The sequence below is a fragment of the Bacteroidia bacterium genome (assembly GCA_033391075.1).
Taxonomy (GTDB): Bacteria; Bacteroidota; Bacteroidia; order J057; family J057; genus JAWPMV01.
This window is the reverse complement of record JAWPMV010000001.1, coordinates 7259256-7279988: the sequence shown is the minus strand read 5'-3', so window position 1 is coordinate 7279988 and position 20733 is coordinate 7259256. Positions and strand designations below refer to the sequence as shown.

Annotated in this window: 14 protein-coding genes; 8 read left to right on the top strand and 6 right to left on the bottom strand. The window is 42.7% G+C overall.

The features are described 5' to 3' along the window. Positions 1-4: 4 nt before the first annotated feature. From R8P61_29035 to R8P61_29010, 6 genes are all read right to left on the bottom strand, one after another. Entirely contained in the window at positions 5-742 is a 738-nt protein-coding gene (locus R8P61_29035; protein ID MDW3651158.1) for a response regulator, read from the bottom strand. Between the two features lie 15 nt (positions 743-757). Then, on the bottom strand, positions 758-2521 hold the full coding sequence (locus R8P61_29030) for an ATP-binding protein (GenBank protein MDW3651157.1): 1764 nt from the start codon (positions 2519-2521) through the stop codon (positions 758-760). 3 nt (positions 2522-2524) lie between these two features. Then, a complete protein-coding gene (locus R8P61_29025; protein MDW3651156.1) occupies positions 2525-2941 on the bottom strand; it encodes a response regulator in 417 nt (138 codons plus the stop codon). A gap of 57 nt (positions 2942-2998) precedes the next feature. Continuing rightward, on the bottom strand, positions 2999-4252 hold the full coding sequence (locus tag R8P61_29020) for a hybrid sensor histidine kinase/response regulator (GenBank protein MDW3651155.1): 1254 nt from the start codon (positions 4250-4252) through the stop codon (positions 2999-3001). A gap of 167 nt (positions 4253-4419) precedes the next feature. Continuing rightward, positions 4420-5430 carry an outer membrane beta-barrel protein gene (locus R8P61_29015; protein MDW3651154.1) on the bottom strand — a complete coding sequence of 337 codons (1011 nt, stop codon included), beginning with the start codon at positions 5428-5430 and terminating at the stop codon, positions 4420-4422. 143 nt (positions 5431-5573) lie between these two features. Next, positions 5574-6902 (bottom strand): ammonium transporter, encoded by a 1329-nt coding sequence (locus R8P61_29010; protein MDW3651153.1) that lies wholly within the window; start codon positions 6900-6902, stop codon positions 5574-5576. An 836-nt stretch (positions 6903-7738) separates the two neighbouring features. Here R8P61_29010 and R8P61_29005 point away from each other — a divergent pair. The 8 genes from R8P61_29005 to R8P61_28970 all read left to right on the top strand — a co-directional run bounded on the left by R8P61_29005 (position 7739) and on the right by R8P61_28970 (position 20564). After that, positions 7739-8752, top strand: a complete 1014-nt coding sequence (locus R8P61_29005; GenBank protein MDW3651152.1) for a glutamine synthetase beta-grasp domain-containing protein — start codon at positions 7739-7741, stop codon at positions 8750-8752. Between the two features lie 394 nt (positions 8753-9146). Further along, the gene (gene gltB / locus R8P61_29000) at positions 9147-13694 is read left to right on the top strand and encodes a glutamate synthase large subunit (GenBank protein MDW3651151.1); all 4548 of its coding nucleotides are present in this window, start codon (positions 9147-9149) and stop codon (positions 13692-13694) included. Positions 13695-13698: 4 nt separating this feature from the next. Beyond that, entirely contained in the window at positions 13699-15153 is a 1455-nt protein-coding gene (locus tag R8P61_28995) for a glutamate synthase subunit beta (GenBank protein MDW3651150.1), read from the top strand. 130 nt (positions 15154-15283) lie between these two features. Further along, positions 15284-16489: a serine hydrolase domain-containing protein gene (locus tag R8P61_28990; protein MDW3651149.1), complete on the top strand. Its 1206-nt coding sequence runs from the start codon at positions 15284-15286 to the stop codon at positions 16487-16489. A gap of 117 nt (positions 16490-16606) precedes the next feature. Continuing rightward, entirely contained in the window at positions 16607-17596 is a 990-nt protein-coding gene (locus tag R8P61_28985; GenBank protein ID MDW3651148.1) for a tetratricopeptide repeat protein, read from the top strand. After that, complete coding sequence (locus tag R8P61_28980) at positions 17597-17998, top strand: ACT domain-containing protein (protein ID MDW3651147.1); 402 nt, start codon at positions 17597-17599, stop codon at positions 17996-17998. It begins immediately after the preceding gene. Between the two features lie 25 nt (positions 17999-18023). Next, entirely contained in the window at positions 18024-18683 is a 660-nt protein-coding gene (locus R8P61_28975; GenBank protein MDW3651146.1) for an endonuclease V, read from the top strand. Between the two features lie 357 nt (positions 18684-19040). Next, entirely contained in the window at positions 19041-20564 is a 1524-nt protein-coding gene (locus R8P61_28970) for a hypothetical protein (GenBank protein ID MDW3651145.1), read from the top strand. Positions 20565-20733 lie beyond the last annotated feature (169 nt).

The following is a 20733-nucleotide window of genomic DNA, read 5'->3' as shown; positions in this document are numbered from 1 at the left end:
ATGTTCAGGCCAGGCTAACTTTATTTTTCAAGTGATTTAACTCATCAAAGGCTTGCTTCATGATAGGGAGCAGGCCTTGATAGATATGGAATAACTCTTCCGGATCAGGAGCTTCTTCTCTTGCTTTGCGATCCAGTTCGGCCAGTTCATTATAGACAGGAATTCCTACCAGGCGACTTACTCCTTTCGCCGAATGAGCGCTAAAATGGACTTTCCCCCAATCTTCCTCTTCAAATCCTTCCTCTAATTCTTCAAGTCTTTGTGGCAAAAGATCTAGCGCAATTTCCATCAACTCAATCATTTCCTTATTAGACCCCTTACTGAGTCGGTGTAAATTTGCCAGTTTGATGGCCGTGTAGTCTTCTTCCCGTATTTCCTCTACTAGCGATTCTGTTTCCTCTGACTTAAGCCCCATGACCTCTTCCAGAATTTCTTTTGTCAAAGGTTTCTCATAGACTCCTTTAAAAGGGGCTTTGACAAATTCCTGAATAAAGCCAGGATCAGCTTCCCCACTTAAAATATAAGGCTGAATTTCCCCCAACAATTCCAGTACTTTATTGATATCCCCATCTCCCAGAAAAATATCTGAGAAAATGAGATCAAAGGAATCCAGCTCTTCCAGTTTCTTCAAACTCTCCAGGCTATCAACGATAACATAACTAATCTCAGCATTCAACTTTTTGCAGAGGCGGCTAAAGCCCATCTGATCTATCTGATCGTCTTCTATGTATAGAATCTTCATCTGTTTAAATTTTGATCAGACCGAAACCCTGGATCGGACCTCTACGGTTTCACGGGGAAAAAATATTTCAAAGCAACAGCCTGCCCCTATTTCAGACTGAAGGCTAATCCTTCCTTCATATCGATCTACTATCTTCTTGACGATAGCAAGCCCCATTCCCAAACTTTCGTAAGTATCTCTCGCCTGAAGCGTTTGAAAAACCTGAAAGATTTTATGGTAATAACTTTCTTCTATTCCAGGTCCATTATCTGAAACCCAAATTCGCACCTCTTCAGTTTGTATTTCGCAGCCGATTTGGATAAACGGATGGGCCTTATCCATAAAATTGATTGCATTGGAAATGAGATTTTGAAATAGCTGAAAAAGCCGAGTACGGTCAAAATGTAAAGCTGCTAATTCTCCTTCAATAAGGATTTCAATATGCTCCTCGGGTGCCAGGCTATCAATCACCTGATCAATTAGCAATTTTGTATCGATATCTACTTTCTCCTCTTTATCTCTACTCACCCGGGAATACGCAAGAACACCCTCCAATAGATTGTGCATTCGCTCCACCCGGGAGTTCACCAAACGTACGATTTCCTGTCCCTCCGGATTCAATTGTTCTTTATGATCTTCCTCCAACCAATCAGCAAGAGAACCTATGGCCCGCAAAGGGGCTTTTAAGTCATGAGAAACGATATAAGCAAAATTCTTTAACTCCTCATTTACTTCTTGTAATTCTCCGAGAGTGGCTTTCATTCTTTCCTCTTCCTGAACCTCATGAGAGAGATCACGAATAAAAATGGCTAAGAGGTGCTTGTGCGATCTCGGCATAGGGATAGCAGAAAGCTGTAAATGCAGCCGCTTCCCTTGCTCATCTGAAAGGCAAATCTTTTCCTCCAGAATTTCTCCTTTAGAAAGGCTTTTTTGCAAACTCAACAGCTTCTGTTCTTTATTCTCTATCTCCGGGAAATAGATATCCATGATATCCGAGAGAGGAAGTTCCATCAATTCCTTCTTTTCCTTATTCAGAAGTCGAGAGAAACTGTCATTCATAAGAATGATTCTCAACGCCAGTATATCCAGGAGCATAATCCCATCAGAGGCATTATCGAAAAGGAGTTGATACTTCTCCTCATTTTCTTTTAGTTCTATTTGGGCTAGTTGAAATTCCCGGGAGTATTGTTTTCGTTTGGCTGATTCTCTTTGATATTTCTCTTCATTTTCCTGTAAAAGCTGCTGATTTCTGATCGTATCTTTTCGGTAAAACAGGCTATGTAGACAAATGATTCCCAGGAAGAAAATCAGATTGGGAAGCTTTACAAGTATGCTGGATGGGTATTTGACGATGGGGGAAAAGAATTCGTATATAAGAAAACTGCAAGAGATTCCCAGAAAACAAGCCACCAGCCATAACAAAGTTTCCTTTTGAGATTGAGAGAAAATGCTGAGAATCAAAAAATAGAGTACAAACAGCATCTCAAGATTTGAGCTTTCCCCCAAAAAATAAAGACCTAGAAGGGTCCCTATTATTCCGTTTAATCCCCAAAACCTATAGGAAAATACAAATCGATTATTTGCAGTTGAGTAAAGGCAGAGTACACAAACGAAAATTTGCCAAAGCAAAAGGAGCAAGACAAGGTATATCTGGCTGAAGAGGTTAAAGACACTTAGTCCCAAAAGGACCAAAGAATTGATGATACAAATTAGATTAAAGAAGCTGATTTGTGCCCTTTCCTGTTGGGTCATTCCCTCCGAACTCCCCATATTGATTGCAAATTCCCAGAACTTTAACATGTTTTATTCCGGATACTCACTTAGTGACCAATATTGATGAATGGTATTAAGCATGTTTATGAAATTCTGGTAGTTTACTGGTTTTACCATATAACCCGCGACACTCAATTGAAAACTTTGCATCCGATCTGTCTGCTCTTTAGAAGTCGTGAGAATGATGACCGGGATATGCCTGAATCGAGGATGCTTTTTGATCTCCTCTAAAAATTCGAGCCCATTCATCTTAGGCATATTGAGATCCAATAGGATCATACACGGGATTTCAAGCGCTTTTTCGAGAAATTCGAGGCCTTCCACCCCATTTCCCTTGACAATCAATTCATTTTTCACGGCCAAATCCCTTACGGCACGCTTAAAGGTCATTACATCCACCAGGTCATCTTCCAGAAGGAGAATCGGTTTGTTGCTGTTGAAAGTCATCTATTCGCTTTGGATGAGAACTATTATCTTTTATGGTAAAGGAATTGCTGATTGTAATCAGCTTGTTGATTCTGATGCTAAGTTTAAGGGGAGCTGAATTCGAAATTTACTGTATCGACCAACTTCAGACTTAATGGAGATTTTCCCCTCAAGCTTCTTGACTGCATGTTCGACCAAATAAAGCCCTAGACCATTTCCGTGAGATTCCTGGGAGCCTCTGTAAAACATCTGGAATATTTTATGCTGAATATCATTTCCAATTCCCTGCCCATTGTCCTCTATCTCCAGGATCAGTTTTTCTGTATCCTGTATAAGTCGAAGATTCACAAATCGATCTGCACAGTTTTCTCCTTTATGGAAATGAATTGCATTCTCCAGTAAATTCTGAAGGATGATGTTCAAAAGGAGCGGATCAGAGGCAAAGTATTTTCCCCCTTCTATTTCATATTTCAACTGAATCCCCTTCGCTTTGGGAATAAGTTTGAGCTTTTCGAAACTTTCCACAACCAATTCCTCAAGATCAATGGCCTTTTTGTTGAGCGGATTTCTATGCAGGGTATGCACGTAAATGAAATTCTCTACAATCTTATCCATGCCTTTGATGACTTCCTCCATATAGCCTAAATTGGAGGGATCATCAGGCAGCATTTGAGAAAGTTGGATCAATCCCAAAAGACGAGCGGTAGGCCCCTTGAGGTCATGAGATGCTCGATATACAAAATTCTCCAGTTCCTCTTTTGAGTCTTTTAGTTTGTTCAGCGAATTTACGAGAGCGGCTGTCCGCTTTTTCACCCTTCTATCCAGTTCTTCATTGAGTTCTTTCAACTCTTTATTGGCCTTGAGGACTTCCTCCTGCGCAATTTCCAGCGCCCTGTTTTTCTCCCGTATTTCTCCATTCTTTCGAACCAACTCATCCTGCAACTCCTTCTTTTGGATTATTTCTGCGACAGAGCGCTCTATTCCATAATCCAGCACATGCTCTTTACTCAGGTATTCAATAGCCCCTTTATTTAGAATATCTACGGCAACAGGGATTTCATCCTGAGCAGATAGAATGGCTACTTCTACCGAAGGTCTCAGTTCTTTGATCTTGATCATTGCCTCCATTCCATTCATCACATGCTCGCCCATATTGTAATCCATGATGATTAAATCGGGATTTTCAGCAAGCGCCTGAATACAAGATTCTCCACTATTGAAACTTTGCAAATCGTATTGGTCGTTGTCATGGAGTTTTATTTCCAGGCTACGACGAATAAATGGATCGTCATCAACAATAAAGACTTTGTATTTCTGATTATTGAGAGTCATATACACCTTGCTAATCTAAGGCATGATGCAGAGTAATCTAGGACAATCCCTTACTACAGCTTACAGTACTTTCCATTTCAAAAATCAAATATATTTACTGATCCAAAGAAAAAAAGGCTGCCCTTATAAAAGGGCAACCTAAACCTGAACGATATCCGATATTTTATTTAGAAAGCGAAAACAGCTGCAATAACCGCTTGAGTTGCTGTTTTTGTAGCTGCCCCATCAGCATCTAAAAATGCTTCTGTACTGGCGGCATCAAACCTCAATTCGGGAATAAAGGTCAAGGCACCTTTTCCAATATTTGCCGAAAACGTAATTGCATTTACATCAAAGTCTGCATTGGTACTGAAGTACTCATAGCGTGTACCCAGGGAAACGAGCTCTGAAACACTCAAATTCAAATAAAGTGCTGCGCCAGCAAAGGAAGATTCCAGATCGCCTTCAAGACCATTGTTAAAACTGGCAGCATTCAAGCCTATCATGAAGTCATCGCTCAATTGAAAAGTCGTAGTCAGATCTACTTCGGTACCACTTTCACCTCCTGTTACGAAATTGATATAAGCATCCCATCCATCAACTGGAGAAAGAGCCAGTTGAGCACCAAAGCTACTGGGACCGATATCTGAAGGAGCAACATATACATTCCAGGGATTGAAAATACCTGCCATAATGCTTACCCCATCGCTGATTTCATATTCAAATTTTACTCCTGCATTTTGGAAAGGGCCGTTTGTAAACAGATAGGAAGTAGAATAATTGAAATTTCCGGTTGGGGAAATGATTTCATATCCCACAAATGTCCCCATGTATCCTGCTGTCACGGTCAATTCGTCTGTCAACTGATGAGAAAAGTAGAGGTTTTGAATTCTGGGTGCGAAACTCCCGTCTTCGCCGGGTCCTGCAGAGGCCGCATTTCTGGGACCGAAAGCTATTTCACCCACAAAGGAGGATTTTCCAGATGATTTCTCAAAAATCAGATCAAGCATACCTATGGAGATAGAATTCTGCTCGTCTGCGAAACTGGTTCCGATATTAGCATTTCCGGAGAAATCGTACTTGTAATAAGTGTCAACGGAACCTGAGATGTTTAATTTACCTTCTTCTTCGTCTTGGGCCTGGAGGGAAATTACAGGCATAAGGAGCCCGATTAGAAGTAATGTTCTAATGATTTTCATTGTATGTAAGTTTTTAGGCTTTAATTACGTGATGAGTAATTTGGGGTGAGGGCCTAATTTTTACATCTCGAAAAGGGCAAAGGAGATGAGCAACAGGGGCGAGCTTTCTTTACTCTCCCTGCTACTCTTATTTTTAAAACTAACTATTCTGCATAAATAATGGTGTATCCGCGGATACCGTGCTCGTGGCTATCAAGTCCACTTTCTTCATGCTCTTCGGTAACTCTGATTCCAAAGGCTTTCTTGAGAACAAAGAAGATGACAAAAGCACTTCCAAAGGCCATAGCGGCTGCGGCACCTACACCTGTCAATTGCCAGATAAACTGATCCAGTCCGGCTTTGCTACCCAGGATACCCACTGCGAGTGTTCCCCAGATTCCACAAGTCAAGTGAACGGAGACAGCTCCAACAACATCATCCAGGTAGAATTTGTCCAGCGTAATCGCAGACAATACGACCAGAACTCCAGCAACTCCCCCAATAAACATAGCTTCCCAGGGACTCATAAGGTCAGCTCCGGCGGTAATACCAACCAGACCTGCCAGGGTTCCATTCAGTGCCATTCCCAAATCCAGTCTTTTAAATACAAACCATGCCGTAATTACTGCTGTAAACATACCGGCACAAGCTGCAAGTGAAGTAGTAACCAATACAAAAGAAGTACCTGCAGCATCAGCAGAAAGTACAGATCCACCATTGAATCCAAACCATCCTAACCAAAGAAGGAAGACACCAATAACCGCTAAAGGAACACTGGAACCAGGTTTGTCAATGACTTTCCCATCAACATATTTTCCTTTTCTGGCACCCAGAAGTGCGATACCAACCAAAGCTCCCCATCCCCCTACAGAGTGAACAAGCGTAGAACCGGCGAAATCATAAAATCCTCCATCATCACCGCCAAGTGTCGAAAGGAATCCGCCGCCCCATTGCCAGGAACCGATAATAGGATATACAAATCCTACGAACAATACCGTAAAAACCAGGTAACTGCTGAGTTTAATCCGTTCTGCTACTGCTCCGGAAACAATGGTCGCAGCCGTTGCAGCAAACATTCCCTGAAAAAGGAAATCAGTCCAATAAGTATAACTATCATTATAAGTCATATCCAAAGCCCCTTCATCTGTAAGTGGTACATCCAGACCAAATCCAAAAGCAAGAATCCCATCCAGGGTCCATGCTCCCGGATACATCATTGCAAATCCAAATAGGGCATACATTACCAGGCCGATTGCAGGTGTCAGCGTATTTTTAAACAGGATATTTACGGTATTCTTGGATTGACCAAAACCGGCTTCAACCCCTGCAAATCCCAGGTGCATGATAAAAACCAATGCAGTAGCCAACATCATCCAGACGTTGTCCGCGGTCATGTCTGCTACTGCTGCAGCTTCCTGGGCAGCTCCAATACCTTGCTCCAGTACAGCCAGCTTAGCTTCATAGACCTGTTGTAAAGAATCTAATTTGTCCATAGTGAGTTCTTGAAAAATTCTGTAGTTCTAATATGAATTTGTTAATAGTCGATTAACACAATGCAAATATTATAAATTATTTTCAATAATACAGCCATATTTTTAATATTATTTAAATTTATTATGATTTTTTTGCAAATATTAAAATACGGGTAAGGATATCCGTGTATCCTCTAAATTCAGATTAAATAAAAAGGCTTAGATGAGAATTGGAGGCACAAACAGAAATAAATATCTGATAAACAGGTATTTATAAGAAATTATTCCACGCCGATATATACAGATTTTGAAAGAAGTGCTTAGCTTTTGTAGAAAAAAAACCCATTTAAAGGGTAATAAATAGAAATAAGGAGATTAGGAAAAAATTACATACAAGGTCATTTGCAAGCAGAATAATGACCTATTCTTCACAATTTTAAGTACCAACTGAAGGAATAACCCCATTTTACACAATCAATTCTTCACAATTTCACTTTTTTACACCACAAAAGCCTTGATGTATAGGATATTTAAGAAAAAGTGCGTTCTTTTGTTGCGAAATTTCAAAAAAGGCTATGATAGAGCGCGGATATGAAATATTTAGGCCAATTATCTAATATATATCAGTCAATCAGTGTGTAATTTCCGCCTTTATTTTACGCAGATATATAAGATAGAAGCTAAATAGGAGCATTGAGGCTGGGAAGGAAGGATAAATAATAAGAATTATCCCAAAAGTTGAAATAAGAGCAAAAGTCAATAATTGCCACAAAGAAAATAGAAAAATATTCAATAAATTGACATTTATTTTATAAATCTGTTAAATTTGAAGTCCCATAATTTAAATTTATTCAAAAATGACAAAATCCAAACTAGAGTACATATGGCTTGATGGTTCAATGCCTACTCAAGGTTTAAGAAGCAAAACCAAGATCCTAAAAGACTTTAGTGGCAAATTGGAAGATTGCCCAATGTGGTCTTTCGATGGAAGTTCAACACAACAAGCCGAAGGGGGCTCTTCGGACTGTCTACTTAAGCCCGTTGCAATCTTCCCGGATCCGGACCGCAATAATGGATTCCTGGTAATGACTGAAGTACTAAATGCAGATGGTACTCCTCATTCTACGAATGGAAGAGCTACTATCGGAGACGATGACAATGACGATTTCTGGTTTGGATTTGAGCAAGAATATTTTCTTTGGGACAATGAAACCAATAAGCCTTTAGGCTTTCCAGAAAATGGATATCCGGAACCACAAGGACCTTACTATTGTAGTGTAGGTGCTTCTAATGCACATGGAAGGGAAATTGTAGAAGAGCATCTTGATTCTACCCTTGAAGCAGGTCTCAATGTAGAAGGAATAAATGCAGAGGTTGCTGCAGGTCAGTGGGAGTTCCAAATTTTTGCAAAAGGAGCAAGAGAAGCAGGTGATCAAATCTGGGTTGCTCGTTTCATGCTGGAAAGAACTGCTGAAAAATATGGCATCAGCATCAACTGGCACTGTAAGCCGGTATCGGGAGACTGGAATGGAAGCGGAATGCATGCAAACTTCTCTAATACCCTGCTACGTACTAGCGGTAAGAAAGAAGATTATGACAGAATATGTGAATCTTTTGCATCTGATGAAGCGATCCAAAGATGTATCGACGTTTACGGTGCTGAAAATCACCTTCGTCTGACAGGATTGCACGAAACCCAGGCTATCGATAAGTTTAGCTATGGAATTTCTGACCGTGGAGCTTCTATCCGTATTCCAATTGCCACAGTAGAAAATGACTGGAAAGGATGGTTGGAAGACCGTCGTCCAAATTCAGCAGCAGATCCTTACAAAGTTGCTGCGGCTATCATCAGAACAGTTAGCAAAGCATAGTTCTGATGCTTTAGAAAGAAAACCATCTTTAAGTATATCAGGCTCTCCGCAAGGAGGGCCTTTTTTTATGGCTTCACTTCCCAAGCCTGTAAATCCAAAAGGCTATGAAAAGAATTAAAAAAGCCTTAATAATCATTACATATTTCACAATATCATGCACTCATTTTTATTAATAATTTAAATATTTAGTATTTTTTTTATAAATTAGCATTTGCAAAGGTAACATAAGGTCTACGAGCCTCCTTGCTCTAAAAGATTTTCATCCCAAATCCCATTTAGAACAGACCGGAGGCTCCAGAGATATCCGGTATTTTTTTGATCTCCTCCGTGGAGACATAACGCTTTTTGAACTTTTCAGAAAGTGACCGGCTGACTGATATCCAAATCTGAAGCAATGACTAGTGATCAACGCGGACTTACAGTCTCCAACAATCCTGAACATTCTCTCTACCATCCGTCTTTCGAACATGATGCATGTGGAATTGGTTTTGTAGCCCATCTGAAGGGAGAGAAATCACACCAAAACGTTGCAGATGCTTTACTCATGCTCGAAAATATGGAGCATAGAGGAGCCTGTGGATATGACCCCCAAACTGGAGATGGAGCCGGTATCCTCATCCAGGTTCCGGACAGATTTTTCCGGGAACTATCTGTTGAAATGGAATTTCATCTACCGGAATTTGGTAAATATGGTGTTGGAGTCATTTTCTTTCCCAAAGATCAGGAACAAAGAGAGGAAGCGCGATTGATTCTCAATAAGACCTTGCAGGAACTGGGATTTAGTTTACTTGCCTATCGCAAGCTACCTACCTTGGCAGAAGAAGCTCAGATTGGGGCTTCAGCACTCGAAAAGGAACCCCAAATCGAACATCTTTTCCTCAAAGGACAAGAAACTTGGGATAAAGAGACACTGGAAAGAAAGCTATTCATCCTCAGAAGAGTAGCCTCACATACAATCAATAGAAGTATAGAAAATATAGGCGATGATTTTTATATCGCCTCCATTTCCTACAAAACCATCATATATAAGGGGCAATTTCGTACGGATCAGGTAGGAGCTTATTTCCCTGACTTACAGGATGAAAGAGTAGAATCAGCTTTGGCTCTGGTTCATTCCCGCTTTTCTACCAATACCTTTCCTAAATGGCGCCTGGCCCAACCTTTTCGCTATATCGCCCATAATGGTGAGATCAATACCATCAAGGGAAATGTAAACTGGATGAAGGCAAAAGAATTCCTGATGGAATCTCCGCTCTTTACCCGGGAGGAAATGGCCGCTATGCAGCCCATATGTGATCCCAAACAATCTGACTCCAGAAATCTGGACAGCATTGTCGAATTCCTGGTGATGAGTGGGCGCTCCCTTCCACATGTGATGATGATGCTCATTCCGGAAGCCTGGCAAGGAAATGAACAGATGGATCCGGTTCGAAAAGCCTTTTACGAATACCATGCGACATTGATGGAACCCTGGGATGGCCCCGCTTCTATTTGCTTTACAGATGGAAATATCGTTGGAGCCACCCTTGACAGAAATGGTCTCAGACCTTCCCGATATGCCGTAACCAGTGATGATAGACTCATCATGTCCTCAGAAGCAGGTGCTCTGAAACTGGATCCGGAGAAGGTGATAAAAAAAGGCAGGCTGCAGCCTGGAAAAATATTTGTAGCGGACCTTTCTCAGGGAAGGATCATTAGCGATGAAGAACTCAAAGCGGATATCTGCTCCAGAAAACCTTACCAGGAATGGTTGGATGAGCATAAGGAAACCCTCGCCAACCTCCCTAAGCAAAATCACAAAGAACCATATGCTCCTTTCAAAGGAGATATTCTTCAGCAACAACAACTCTTTGGTATCACCTCCGAAGAACTCAAAGTTGTCCTGGGACCTATGGGGAAAGCAGGGAAAGAACCTATCGGTTCGATGGGATCTGACACGCCCCTGGCTGCCCTTTCTGACCAAAGTCAACACATCAGCAATTACTTCAAGCAATTGTTCGCCCAGGTAAGTAATCCTCCCATCGATCCCATACGCGAAAAGATGGTGATGTCATTGCAAACCTGGATTGGAGGTGCAAAAAATGTCCTGGCAGAAACGCCTCAGCAGTGTAAACACATTGCTATCAACAATCCCGTACTTAGTAACTCTGACCTACATAAAATCAGGCATATCAATCACAGAGACTACATGGCCAGAACGGTGGATTTGGTCTTTGGATTGGATGAAAAGCTGGAAGATGCCATAAAACGCATCTGTAAAGAAGCCCATGATGCCTTAAAAAGAGGAGCCAATATCCTCATCATGAGTGATCGGAAAGCGGGAGAGAAAAAAGCTCCGGTTCCTGCTTTGATGGCAGCAGCAGCTATTCATCATTACCTGATCAAAGAAAATATCCGGCACGTAACAGCCTTGATTGTCGAAAGTGCGGATGTGCGGGAAGTCCATCACTTCGCTACATTGATTGGATACGGAAGTATCGCCGTCAATCCTTATTTGGCTTTTGATAGCCTCAGCCATTTACAAAAGACCCATCCTGCATTCAAAGGATATTCTGAGAAACAACTTCATAAAAATTATACAAATGCGATCCAGAAAGGGCTCCTCAAAGTCTTTTCAAAAATGGGAATCTCTACCCTCCAGTCCTACCACGGAGCTCAAATATTCGAAATCCTGGGATTGCATAAAGAAGTGGTAGATACTTGTTTCAGTGGTAGCATATCCAGAATATCGGGCTTGGGCTTTGAAGAGTTGGCAAAAGAAATTCTGGTTCGCCATAAACTGGCCTATCCACAAGCTCCTGTACCGCTTCCTCGTCTGGAAGTAGGGGGAGTATATCAGTGGAAAAGAATGGGCGAAGCCCACCTTTTTAATCCGGAAACCATTCATTTACTCCAGCATTCCAGTAAAAAGAACGACTACCAGCTTTATAAGAAATACGCAAATAAGATCAATCAGCAGATGGAGAAGGCGATTACGCTGAGAAGTTTGCTGGATTTTACGGAAAGGACAGCTGTTCCTATAGAAGAAGTCGAATCAGTAGAGGACATCATGAAGCGCTTCGCCACAGGCGCCATGTCCTTTGGATCTATCTCACACGAAGCTCACAGCACACTTGCCATCGCCATGAACCGCATAGGCGCTAAAAGCAATAGCGGAGAAGGCGGAGAGGACCCCATTCGTTTTCAAAGAAAAAGCAATGGAGATTGGGAACGATCGGCTATCAAACAGGTAGCTTCCGGACGTTTCGGGGTTACCTCATTTTACCTGAGCAATGCGGAGGAACTCCAAATCAAAATGGCCCAGGGGGCAAAGCCCGGAGAAGGCGGCCAACTGCCCGGTCATAAAGTTGATGCCTGGATTGGAAGAGTCCGGCATGCTACTCCCGGTGTAGGCCTCATTTCCCCCCCACCCCACCATGATATCTATTCTATAGAAGACCTGGCCCAACTCATCTTTGACCTAAAAAATGCCAATCGCGCTGCCAGAATCAGTGTAAAACTGGTTTCTGAAGCGGGGGTTGGAACCATTGCAGCCGGAGTTGCAAAAGCACATGCCGATCATATCCTCATTTCCGGACATGATGGGGGAACCGGTGCCTCTCCCCTCAGTTCTGTTCGCCATGCAGGACTTCCCTGGGAACTTGGTCTCGCAGAAGCTCACCAAACCCTGGTCAAAAACAAATTGAGAAGTCGTGTCCGTATCCAAACGGACGGACAAATACGTACTGGAAGAGATATTGCCATCGCGACTCTGTTGGGTGCTGAAGAATGGGGCGTTGCTACCGCTGCACTTATCGTCGAAGGTTGTATCATGATGCGCAAATGCCATCTCAATACCTGCCCTGTCGGCGTAGCAACTCAGGACCCAAATCTGAGAAAACTCTTTACAGGTAAACCGGAAGATGTAATCAATTTCTTCACCTTCCTCGCCATAGATTTTCGTGAGCACATGGCCATGTTGGGCTTCCGTTCGGTAGATGAAATGGTCGGACAGGCGGATGTGCTGAAAATGCGTGATAACATCAGCAATTGGAAAGCTAGAACACTTGACCTAAGCCCGGTTTTATACAAAGAACCCAATCCTGACCAGACAGGACTCTATAAAAGCACCGAGCAGGACCACGGATTGGCCCATATTCTGGATCATCAGTTGATCGAGAAGGCAATTCCTGCCATGGAATCTCTTAATCCAATTTTTGAAAGCTTTGAGATTGAGAATACAGATCGGGCCGTTGGAACTATGCTTTCCAATGAAATCAGTAAAAGATTTAAGGATAAAGGGCTGAAAGAGGCGACCCTCCACTACAAATTTTATGGCTCTGCTGGCCAGAGCTTCGCCGCCTTCTCAGCTAAGGGAATTCGATTTGAACTGGAAGGTGAAGCCAATGATTATCTGGGCAAAGGATTATCAGGCTCCCAAATCATCGTCTACCCTCCCAAAATATCTCCTTTTGAGCCTTCTAAAAATATCCTGATTGGAAATGTAGCCTTTTATGGAGCCACTAGTGGAGAAGCATTTATCAGAGGGATTGCTGGCGAAAGATTCTGTGTGAGAAATAGTGGGGTAAAAGCCGTAGTTGAAGGAGTTGGGGATCACGGTTGCGAATACATGACCGGAGGAGTAGCCATCATTTTAGGAAAAACAGGTAGAAACTTCGCCGCAGGAATGAGTGGGGGTACTGCCTTTATCTATGACCCGGATAATAATTTCGAAGTCAATTGCAATAAAGAACTCGTTGATCTGGATCCCTTATCCTTTGAGGATAAAGAACTATTGAAATCTATGATCGACAAGCATTATACCTTCACCGGCAGTCGAAGAGCCCTAAAGCTCATCACAGATTGGGAAGAAGCATTCAGACACTTTGTCAAAGTGATGCCAAGAGATTACAAGGCCGTATTAAATGCCGGCAACAACGGAAGTTTTCAAAAAGTAAGCTAGAAAAATGGGTAAGCCAACAGGTTTTATGGAATTTGGCCGGGAACTCCCCAGGCAGGAGAAACCCGAAGAACGGATCAAAAACTACCAGGAATTCTATAAAGAATTTCCGGAAGAAAATACCCTTAAACAGGCAGCAAGATGTATGGACTGTGGAGTCCCTTTCTGCCATAGCGGTTGTCCCCTGGGAAATAATATCCCTGAGTTCAATGACGCAGTTTATGAAGGCAATTGGGAGTTAGCTTACTCCATCCTTTCCTCCACAAATAATTTCCCCGAATTTACCGGGAGGATATGTCCGGCCCCTTGTGAAGGCTCTTGTGTGTTGGGAATCAATAAAGATCCGGTAGCTATAGAGCATATTGAGAAATCCATCATTGAAAAAGCCTTTGAACTGGATTTGGTAAAGCCCATTGAAGTCACAGAAAGTGGAAAAAAGACCGCAGTGATAGGTTCCGGGCCGGCAGGATTGGCAGCAGCAGCTCAATTGAGAAAAGCGGGCCATGCAGTTACTGTCTTTGAGAGAGCTGCTTCTCCGGGCGGACTTCTGAGATATGGGATTCCGGATTTCAAGTTGGAGAAATGGGTAGTAGAAAGAAGGATCAAATTGATGGAAGAAAGCGGCATACTATTTCAATGCAATACCAATGTAGGTGTTGATGTTTCCATAGAAAGCCTGAAAGAAGATTTCGATGCCGTACTCCTTTGTGGCGGTTCAACCATCCCTCGTGATCTTCCCATTCCCGGTAGGGAATTGACAGGAATCCATGCTGCTATGGAATTCCTCACGCGCCAGAATAAAAAAGTATCCGGGGAATGGACAGAAGAACTGGGAGAAATATCTGCTGCCGATAAGCATGTCGTGGTCATTGGAGGAGGAGATACCGGTTCGGACTGCGTAGGGACATCCAATCGTCACGGTGCAAAGTCCATCACCCAAATAGAACTCCTGAGCAAGCCCCCTCTCAATCGTTCTGAGGACAATCCCTGGCCTCTTTGGCCGATGGTTCTTAGAACTTCCTCTTCTCATGATGAAGGATGCGATAGAAGTTGGGCCATACTCAGCAAAGAATTTATCGGAGACGAAAAGGGTCATGTCAAAGCTTTGCGTACGGTCGAAATTGAGTGGAAACCCGGTAGTCGCGAATTCAAAGAAATTGAAGGAACAGAGAAAGTTCTCCCTTGTGATCTCGCACTCTTGGCAGTTGGCTTTCTCAACCCTCAGAAAGAAGGTCTACTCGAAAAACTGGGAGTAGAACTGGACAAAAGAGGTAATGTCAGCACAGACTTTTACCAAACATCTGTAAAAGGTGTTTTCTCTGCTGGTGACATGAGAAGAGGACAATCTCTGGTTGTCTGGGCCATTTCCGAAGGAAGAGAAGCTGCCAGAGCCGTGGATATCTATCTTTCCGGCAGTAGCAGTTTGCCTTCCAAGCAGGAGTCTCTTACGCAGCTTGCGTAGAGGGGTGTTAGGGTGTTTGAGTATTAGGGTATTAGCGAAAATCTACATTCACTCTAACACCCTAATACACTAACACCTTCAAATACTTCGCATTACTCCCTTTTTTCCCTAATTTCCCTGAACGGAACCTATGCGATATTTCATTCTTTCAGGGATTGCACTTGCTGCTATTATACTCGCCTTTTTTGGGGGGCTGGAGGTCAATCAGGAAAAAAAGCAGCTCATTGAGCAAATTGAAGATGCCTCTCTACAACAAAGAGCCACATTCTTCCAACACTACAGAAACCATATCCAGAATCAGCTCAACAATGCCGCTTGTCCAGGCGCAGCTATTATAGTAGTCAAAGATTCCTCCATCTGGTTTGAAGAAAGTTTTGGATTAAAGGAATTAGGAAGACCTGATTCTATCGATAATGAAACAGTTTTTCGGATTGGCAGCCTTTCCAAAGCCTTTGCAGCTGTATTGGCAGGCATCATGGTAGAGGAAGGTAAACTGGATTGGGATACTCCTCTAACAGATATATTGCCCTACTTCAAACTCAAAACCCGGGAACAAACGGAAGCAGTAGAAGTACAACATTTGCTTTCCCATAGCATAGGCTTTCCCCGACACATTTACACCAATCAAATAGAAGCCCTCAAAAGCCCGAGAGAAGTAGCGGAGGATTTTAAATATGTCTATCTACAAGGAAATCCGGGCGAATATTATGCCTACCAAAATGCGGCATTTGCCATGATAGAGGAGGTACTGGACTCTGTCAGTGGTTTATCCTACCAAAGCCTGCTCGAACAGAAAATTCTCGGTCCGGCAGGTATGCAGGATGCTTCCACTGACATCAAAGGCATAAAGCAGCATGGAAACAAGGCCATCCCTCACAAATATAATCGAAAGCAGGAAGCCTGGGTTCAGGATTCCATAACTCCTAAATACTACAATGCCATTTCAGCCGGAGGAATCAATGCTTCTATCTCGGATATGGCAGCATGGATACAGGTATTATTTGGCAATCGCCCCGATGTAGTGAGTTCGGATGTACTGGCAGAAGTTTACCATCCCTATATCAATACCTCAGACAAAGACCTCTTTTTCAATAAATGGCAGGGCGTCAGCAGCTCTCATTATGCTATGGGTTTCCGGTTTCTGAGTTATAAAGACAAGCCCCTCCTTTATCATGGTGGCTACGTAAATGAGTTCCGAAGTGAAATTGCTCTCGATCCGGATCGTAAACTGGCTGTGTGCGCTTTATTCAATTCGGCCTGCTCATACTCAAACACATTAGTTCCGGATTTTTTCGAATGGCTGGAACTATACGAGCAAATTCTTCAAGATTTGTAGATACTTCATTGTGCTTAGACTTGAAACTTACATTTGAACTTTCTTGCTCCATCTTTCATTCCAAATATTTAATTTTACGCTATCTTTCCTTCAGTCCTCCCACAATCTGATTCACACATGTATAGACCTGATCTTAAACAGTATTATTACTATTCTTTTCCTGTTAAAGCCATTGGATGGCTCGAAGCCCCTCATGAGTATCCCAAGGGGAAAGTTCCGCCGGAGTTTTTCAACAAATTATCTTTCTGGTGTTCAGAACCTTATAAATATGGCGTAAACTTTACCAGAGGTTTCCATGAACCGACTATCGAAAAACACCCGGAATCAGAATCATGGTACGCAGATGATGTATACAATACAGGGAATAAGTTTGCTGGAGACAATGGAGAAATACATGTTCGTTACAAAGGGGTTCACTATGCCGCCCCTATGATGATCTGTACCTACGTTTATTCTTTTGGCTATCTACCTCCAAAAGAATTCATGGATGCTGTTGTACATGGTGAACTCATGGATAAGGAAAAATTTTCAGCACTTGAGCATAAATACGAACAGAAACAAAAAACTGCATCAGCTGCCAGCAGTCCTGACATCAGCTTCAAAGTAGAACGTCATATGAAACAGTGTGAGCACCACTTGCAAAATGACGAACAAGCAGCTGCAGAAAGGGAAGTAGAAGCAGCGCTAAGGCTTAATCCCAATGACATCAAAGCCCTTTTTTACCAGGCAAGAATTTCCTTTGATCATGCCGATTATAAAAAAGCAGAGAAATCCATTGATAAACTCATGGATATGCGCCCGGGCCTGGAGGTAGGGCAAGCCATGCGAGGACTGATTTACTTTCATCTCAAAAAGTACAAAGAAGCCAAAGAAGACTTACTCTACGTATTGCCAAACATGCGCAAAAACCCGGGAAACAACCTGGCTCAAACCCTGTACTTTCTGGGTAAGATTGCTAGTAAAAATAAGCGCTTTGCGGAGGCAAAAAATTACTTCAAGGAATCCCTGCAAATCAATCCAGATGATCAGGAGATCAAACGCAGTCTGATTTATACCAAACCCCTGGCTTTTATTAGTTCACGAACCTGGGAAAAAAAGAAAAGCTAGATGGCCGGAGAAAAAGATCTCGATAAGATGCTAAGCTCAATGGAACCTTATCTCAATGAGGGGAGCTATATCTTTTGCTCATTTCCAGAAGCCAAACCAGCTTTGCAGAAACATGCTATCGGTAGCTTTATAGAGAAAGAAGGGGTCACTTATATCCTTCCTCAGGCAATAGCTGAGCAGCACAAAATAGCCTATGAATTTCTGGCTTCCTGGATCAGTCTGGAAATTCATTCTGCCCTGGACGCTGTCGGACTTACCGCGGCTTTTTCACAAGCTTTAGGAGAGGCAAATATTAGCTGCAATGTAGTGGCGGGATACTACCACGACCATATTTTTGTAGGGGAAAAGGATACCATGAAAGCATTGGAAGTCCTTAAAAAGCTCTCCGAAGATGCAGCCTGATATGAACTATGAAAAAGAGCTTAAAATGCTACAAGCTCTTCAGGAAATTCCAGACGAAGATCAGGAATTCACACTTAGTAAAGGCGACCTAATCTGTACTCTGGATGTTCAATACCTTGATAATGAGGCCTATGTTGCAATGGATTTGATGGAATGGGAAAAAGAAATTTTTCAAATTTACCTGAGTAAGGAAGAGGTTAAGCATCCATATAAACCGGGATTTTTTGCCTTCAGGGAAGGGCCCGTTTTGCTGGCAGCCATTCGGAAACTACAGGCGAAGATTTCGGATGAGATTCGGCTATTGATCATCGACGGACATGGGACTGCACACCCTCGTCGCATGGGTCTTGCAAGCTGGGTCGGGATCAAGGCAAATCTTTGCAGTATGGGTATTGCAAAAGATACCTTAGTCAAGATGGATTTTAGTGAGTTGGGTGAAAAGGAAACTGCTTTTCTGAAGCTCATCGTAGAAGACAAATGGATAGGCTCTGTCCTACGTTCTCAGACAGGCATCAAAGCCATTTTCCCCAGCGCAGGCTTCCGCATCAATCAAAGCTCGACCCTTCAGATCGCCCAGTCAATACGGGGGCAGTACCGAATTCCGGAGCCGATCCGCAGAGCTGATCAGGCAGCACGGAAATTTTCCAGGGGAGAGATCGAGGAGTCTATGATTTTGCTAACCTAGGTCAGGCATACTAAATACTCATTTCTGAGCCTTTGTCTTACACAATCCGTGTCATCCTGAGCCCCGTGAAGGACCTAAGCCCTCACCCACCGCCTTTCTCATAATTCTTCATATGTTGGGGAAAGTATTAGGCTGAAAAAATGAGGTCCCTCCACTCTGGTCGGGATGACACAGCTTTTTGTGATGAAGACCTCGTGTCAAAATGTCTCTCAAATAATTCCTGTATATTTAATCCAAAACTACTACTATGGATTTCTGGACCGGATTTCCCTATTGGGGCATTCTTCTCCTGGTACTTACAAATGCCTTCATTGTTTCACGAATGGACTTCACCATTGAAGAAGAGGAGGAAGAATCATGATGGAATATCTGGCTGAAAATGGTCTGGTCATTCTTCTGACCCTCATTTATATCTTCTTCTGTCTCTATGTCGGATGGTATTTTAAAAAGAAAGCCTCCAGCGGCTTGAAAGAATACTATATCGCCAAACGAGAGATTCCTGGCTGGGTTATCTCCCTGGCTTTCTTCTCTACCTCCGCGAGCACCAATACCTATATAGGTATGTCTGGAAAATCCTTTCAATATGGGCTTTCCTGGGCATGGGTCGGCATGATCTGGGCCGTATTCTGTATCATAGCCTGGCTACTGCTAGGCCCTCGGATGCGAAATCAATCCAGCATCCTCCAATCTTTTACCGTGCCTGACTATTTTCACCTGCGCTATAGGAGTGGTTTCGCCAAATCCATACGTATCCTTTCTGCTTTCACCATCCTCTTTGCCACTATCTGGTACATGGTCGGAATAGCCAAAGGCTGTGCGCATGTTTTGGAATCCGTCATGGACATCCCTTATGCCTGGGGTGCTTTCCTTATCCTTTTCATAACCTGCGCCTATACCATGTGGGGAGGGATGTATAGTGTACTCTGGACAGATGCTGTACAAGGGATCATTATGTTTGCTGTCGCGATTCTGATGGTCATGCTACCTTTCATTTATGTAGGAGGGGTGGATGAGTTGATGACTAAAATTTCGGATATCGACCATGTGAGCAAAGATGGAAGTCCTATGGGCTCCGGTCTGGTTACTTTCGGTTCTCTGGTTTCTTTCCTCTATATCCTGGGAATCGGACTCTCCATCGGCATGAAGCAGATATCCGATCCAAAATCACTTATCCGTTTCTACTCAGTAGACAATGCCAAAAGCATGAAGTTCGCCATGATCTGGACGCCTGTATTTCTAGGAGTCTCTTTGATCTGTGTGATGGGCCTGGGAGCCCTGGTTCATGGTATGGCTACCGCAGAAGAGGCAGCCTATCTGATTAACCATACAGATGAGGTGATTGGATTTATGTTGGAGAAAATAGATAATCAACTTATTAGCGGGATTTGTGTAGCAGGCCTTTTTGCTGCAGGCATGTCTTCTCTGGCTTCTGTTATTTTGATTGTAGGAACTGCCTTTGTGAAAGACATTTGGCATGTCTGGAAACCTATCCCAGAAAAAACTATTATCAAAAACACCAAATGGGCGATGTTGGGCTATTGTGGCCTGGTTTTTTTAATCACCCTCTATCCTCCTGCAGGCATAGTTGAACTCACCGCTTTTGCAGGAGCTGTATTTGCTGCGAGTTTTTTTCCTGCCATTTTTGGAGGACTTTACCTCAAATGGGGAACAGATTTGGGAGCCATTACATCCATGATTTGTGGGATTATAGGTACCATCGTCTGGCGTTTCGGATTCAGGCTTCGTTATGAAAGCCTCAAAGATATACATGAAATTATTCCGGCTTTTCTATTTGCATGCCTGGTCTATGTAGTCGTAAGTAAAGCCAGTAAAAATCGTATACCGGAACAAAGTTATTTGGATAAGGTCTTTAAGCTATAGGAAAGCTTGTTTTCTAAAAAATGGTTTCATAGAAATTTGTGAGGCCTTTAGGTCGGTCGATATAGATAGGTCGATATTTGTTTCCTTCTTCTTTTCCTTAGATGAAATCCTTCAATATAATTCAGGACAGACATCGTAAAAATCAAGCTGCTTCAAAGCCTCCCGCAAT

Coding starts and splice junctions, on each gene's coding strand:
- gltB (MDW3651151.1), top strand. CDS start 9,147: ATGACTAGTGATCAACGCGGACTTACAGTCTCCAACAATCCTGAACAT.
- R8P61_29030 (MDW3651157.1), bottom strand. CDS start 2,521: ATGTTAAAGTTCTGGGAATTTGCAATCAATATGGGGAGTTCGGAGGGA.
- R8P61_29005 (MDW3651152.1), top strand. CDS start 7,739: ATGACAAAATCCAAACTAGAGTACATATGGCTTGATGGTTCAATGCCT.
- R8P61_28980 (MDW3651147.1), top strand. CDS start 17,597: ATGGCCGGAGAAAAAGATCTCGATAAGATGCTAAGCTCAATGGAACCT.
- R8P61_29035 (MDW3651158.1), bottom strand. CDS start 742: ATGAAGATTCTATACATAGAAGACGATCAGATAGATCAGATGGGCTTT.
- R8P61_29010 (MDW3651153.1), bottom strand. CDS start 6,902: ATGGACAAATTAGATTCTTTACAACAGGTCTATGAAGCTAAGCTGGCT.
- R8P61_28970 (MDW3651145.1), top strand. CDS start 19,041: ATGATGGAATATCTGGCTGAAAATGGTCTGGTCATTCTTCTGACCCTC.
- R8P61_29025 (MDW3651156.1), bottom strand. CDS start 2,941: ATGACTTTCAACAGCAACAAACCGATTCTCCTTCTGGAAGATGACCTG.
- R8P61_28985 (MDW3651148.1), top strand. CDS start 16,607: ATGTATAGACCTGATCTTAAACAGTATTATTACTATTCTTTTCCTGTT.
- R8P61_29015 (MDW3651154.1), bottom strand. CDS start 5,430: ATGAAAATCATTAGAACATTACTTCTAATCGGGCTCCTTATGCCTGTA.
- R8P61_28975 (MDW3651146.1), top strand. CDS start 18,024: ATGCTACAAGCTCTTCAGGAAATTCCAGACGAAGATCAGGAATTCACA.
- R8P61_28995 (MDW3651150.1), top strand. CDS start 13,699: ATGGGTAAGCCAACAGGTTTTATGGAATTTGGCCGGGAACTCCCCAGG.
- R8P61_28990 (MDW3651149.1), top strand. CDS start 15,284: ATGCGATATTTCATTCTTTCAGGGATTGCACTTGCTGCTATTATACTC.
- R8P61_29020 (MDW3651155.1), bottom strand. CDS start 4,252: ATGACTCTCAATAATCAGAAATACAAAGTCTTTATTGTTGATGACGAT.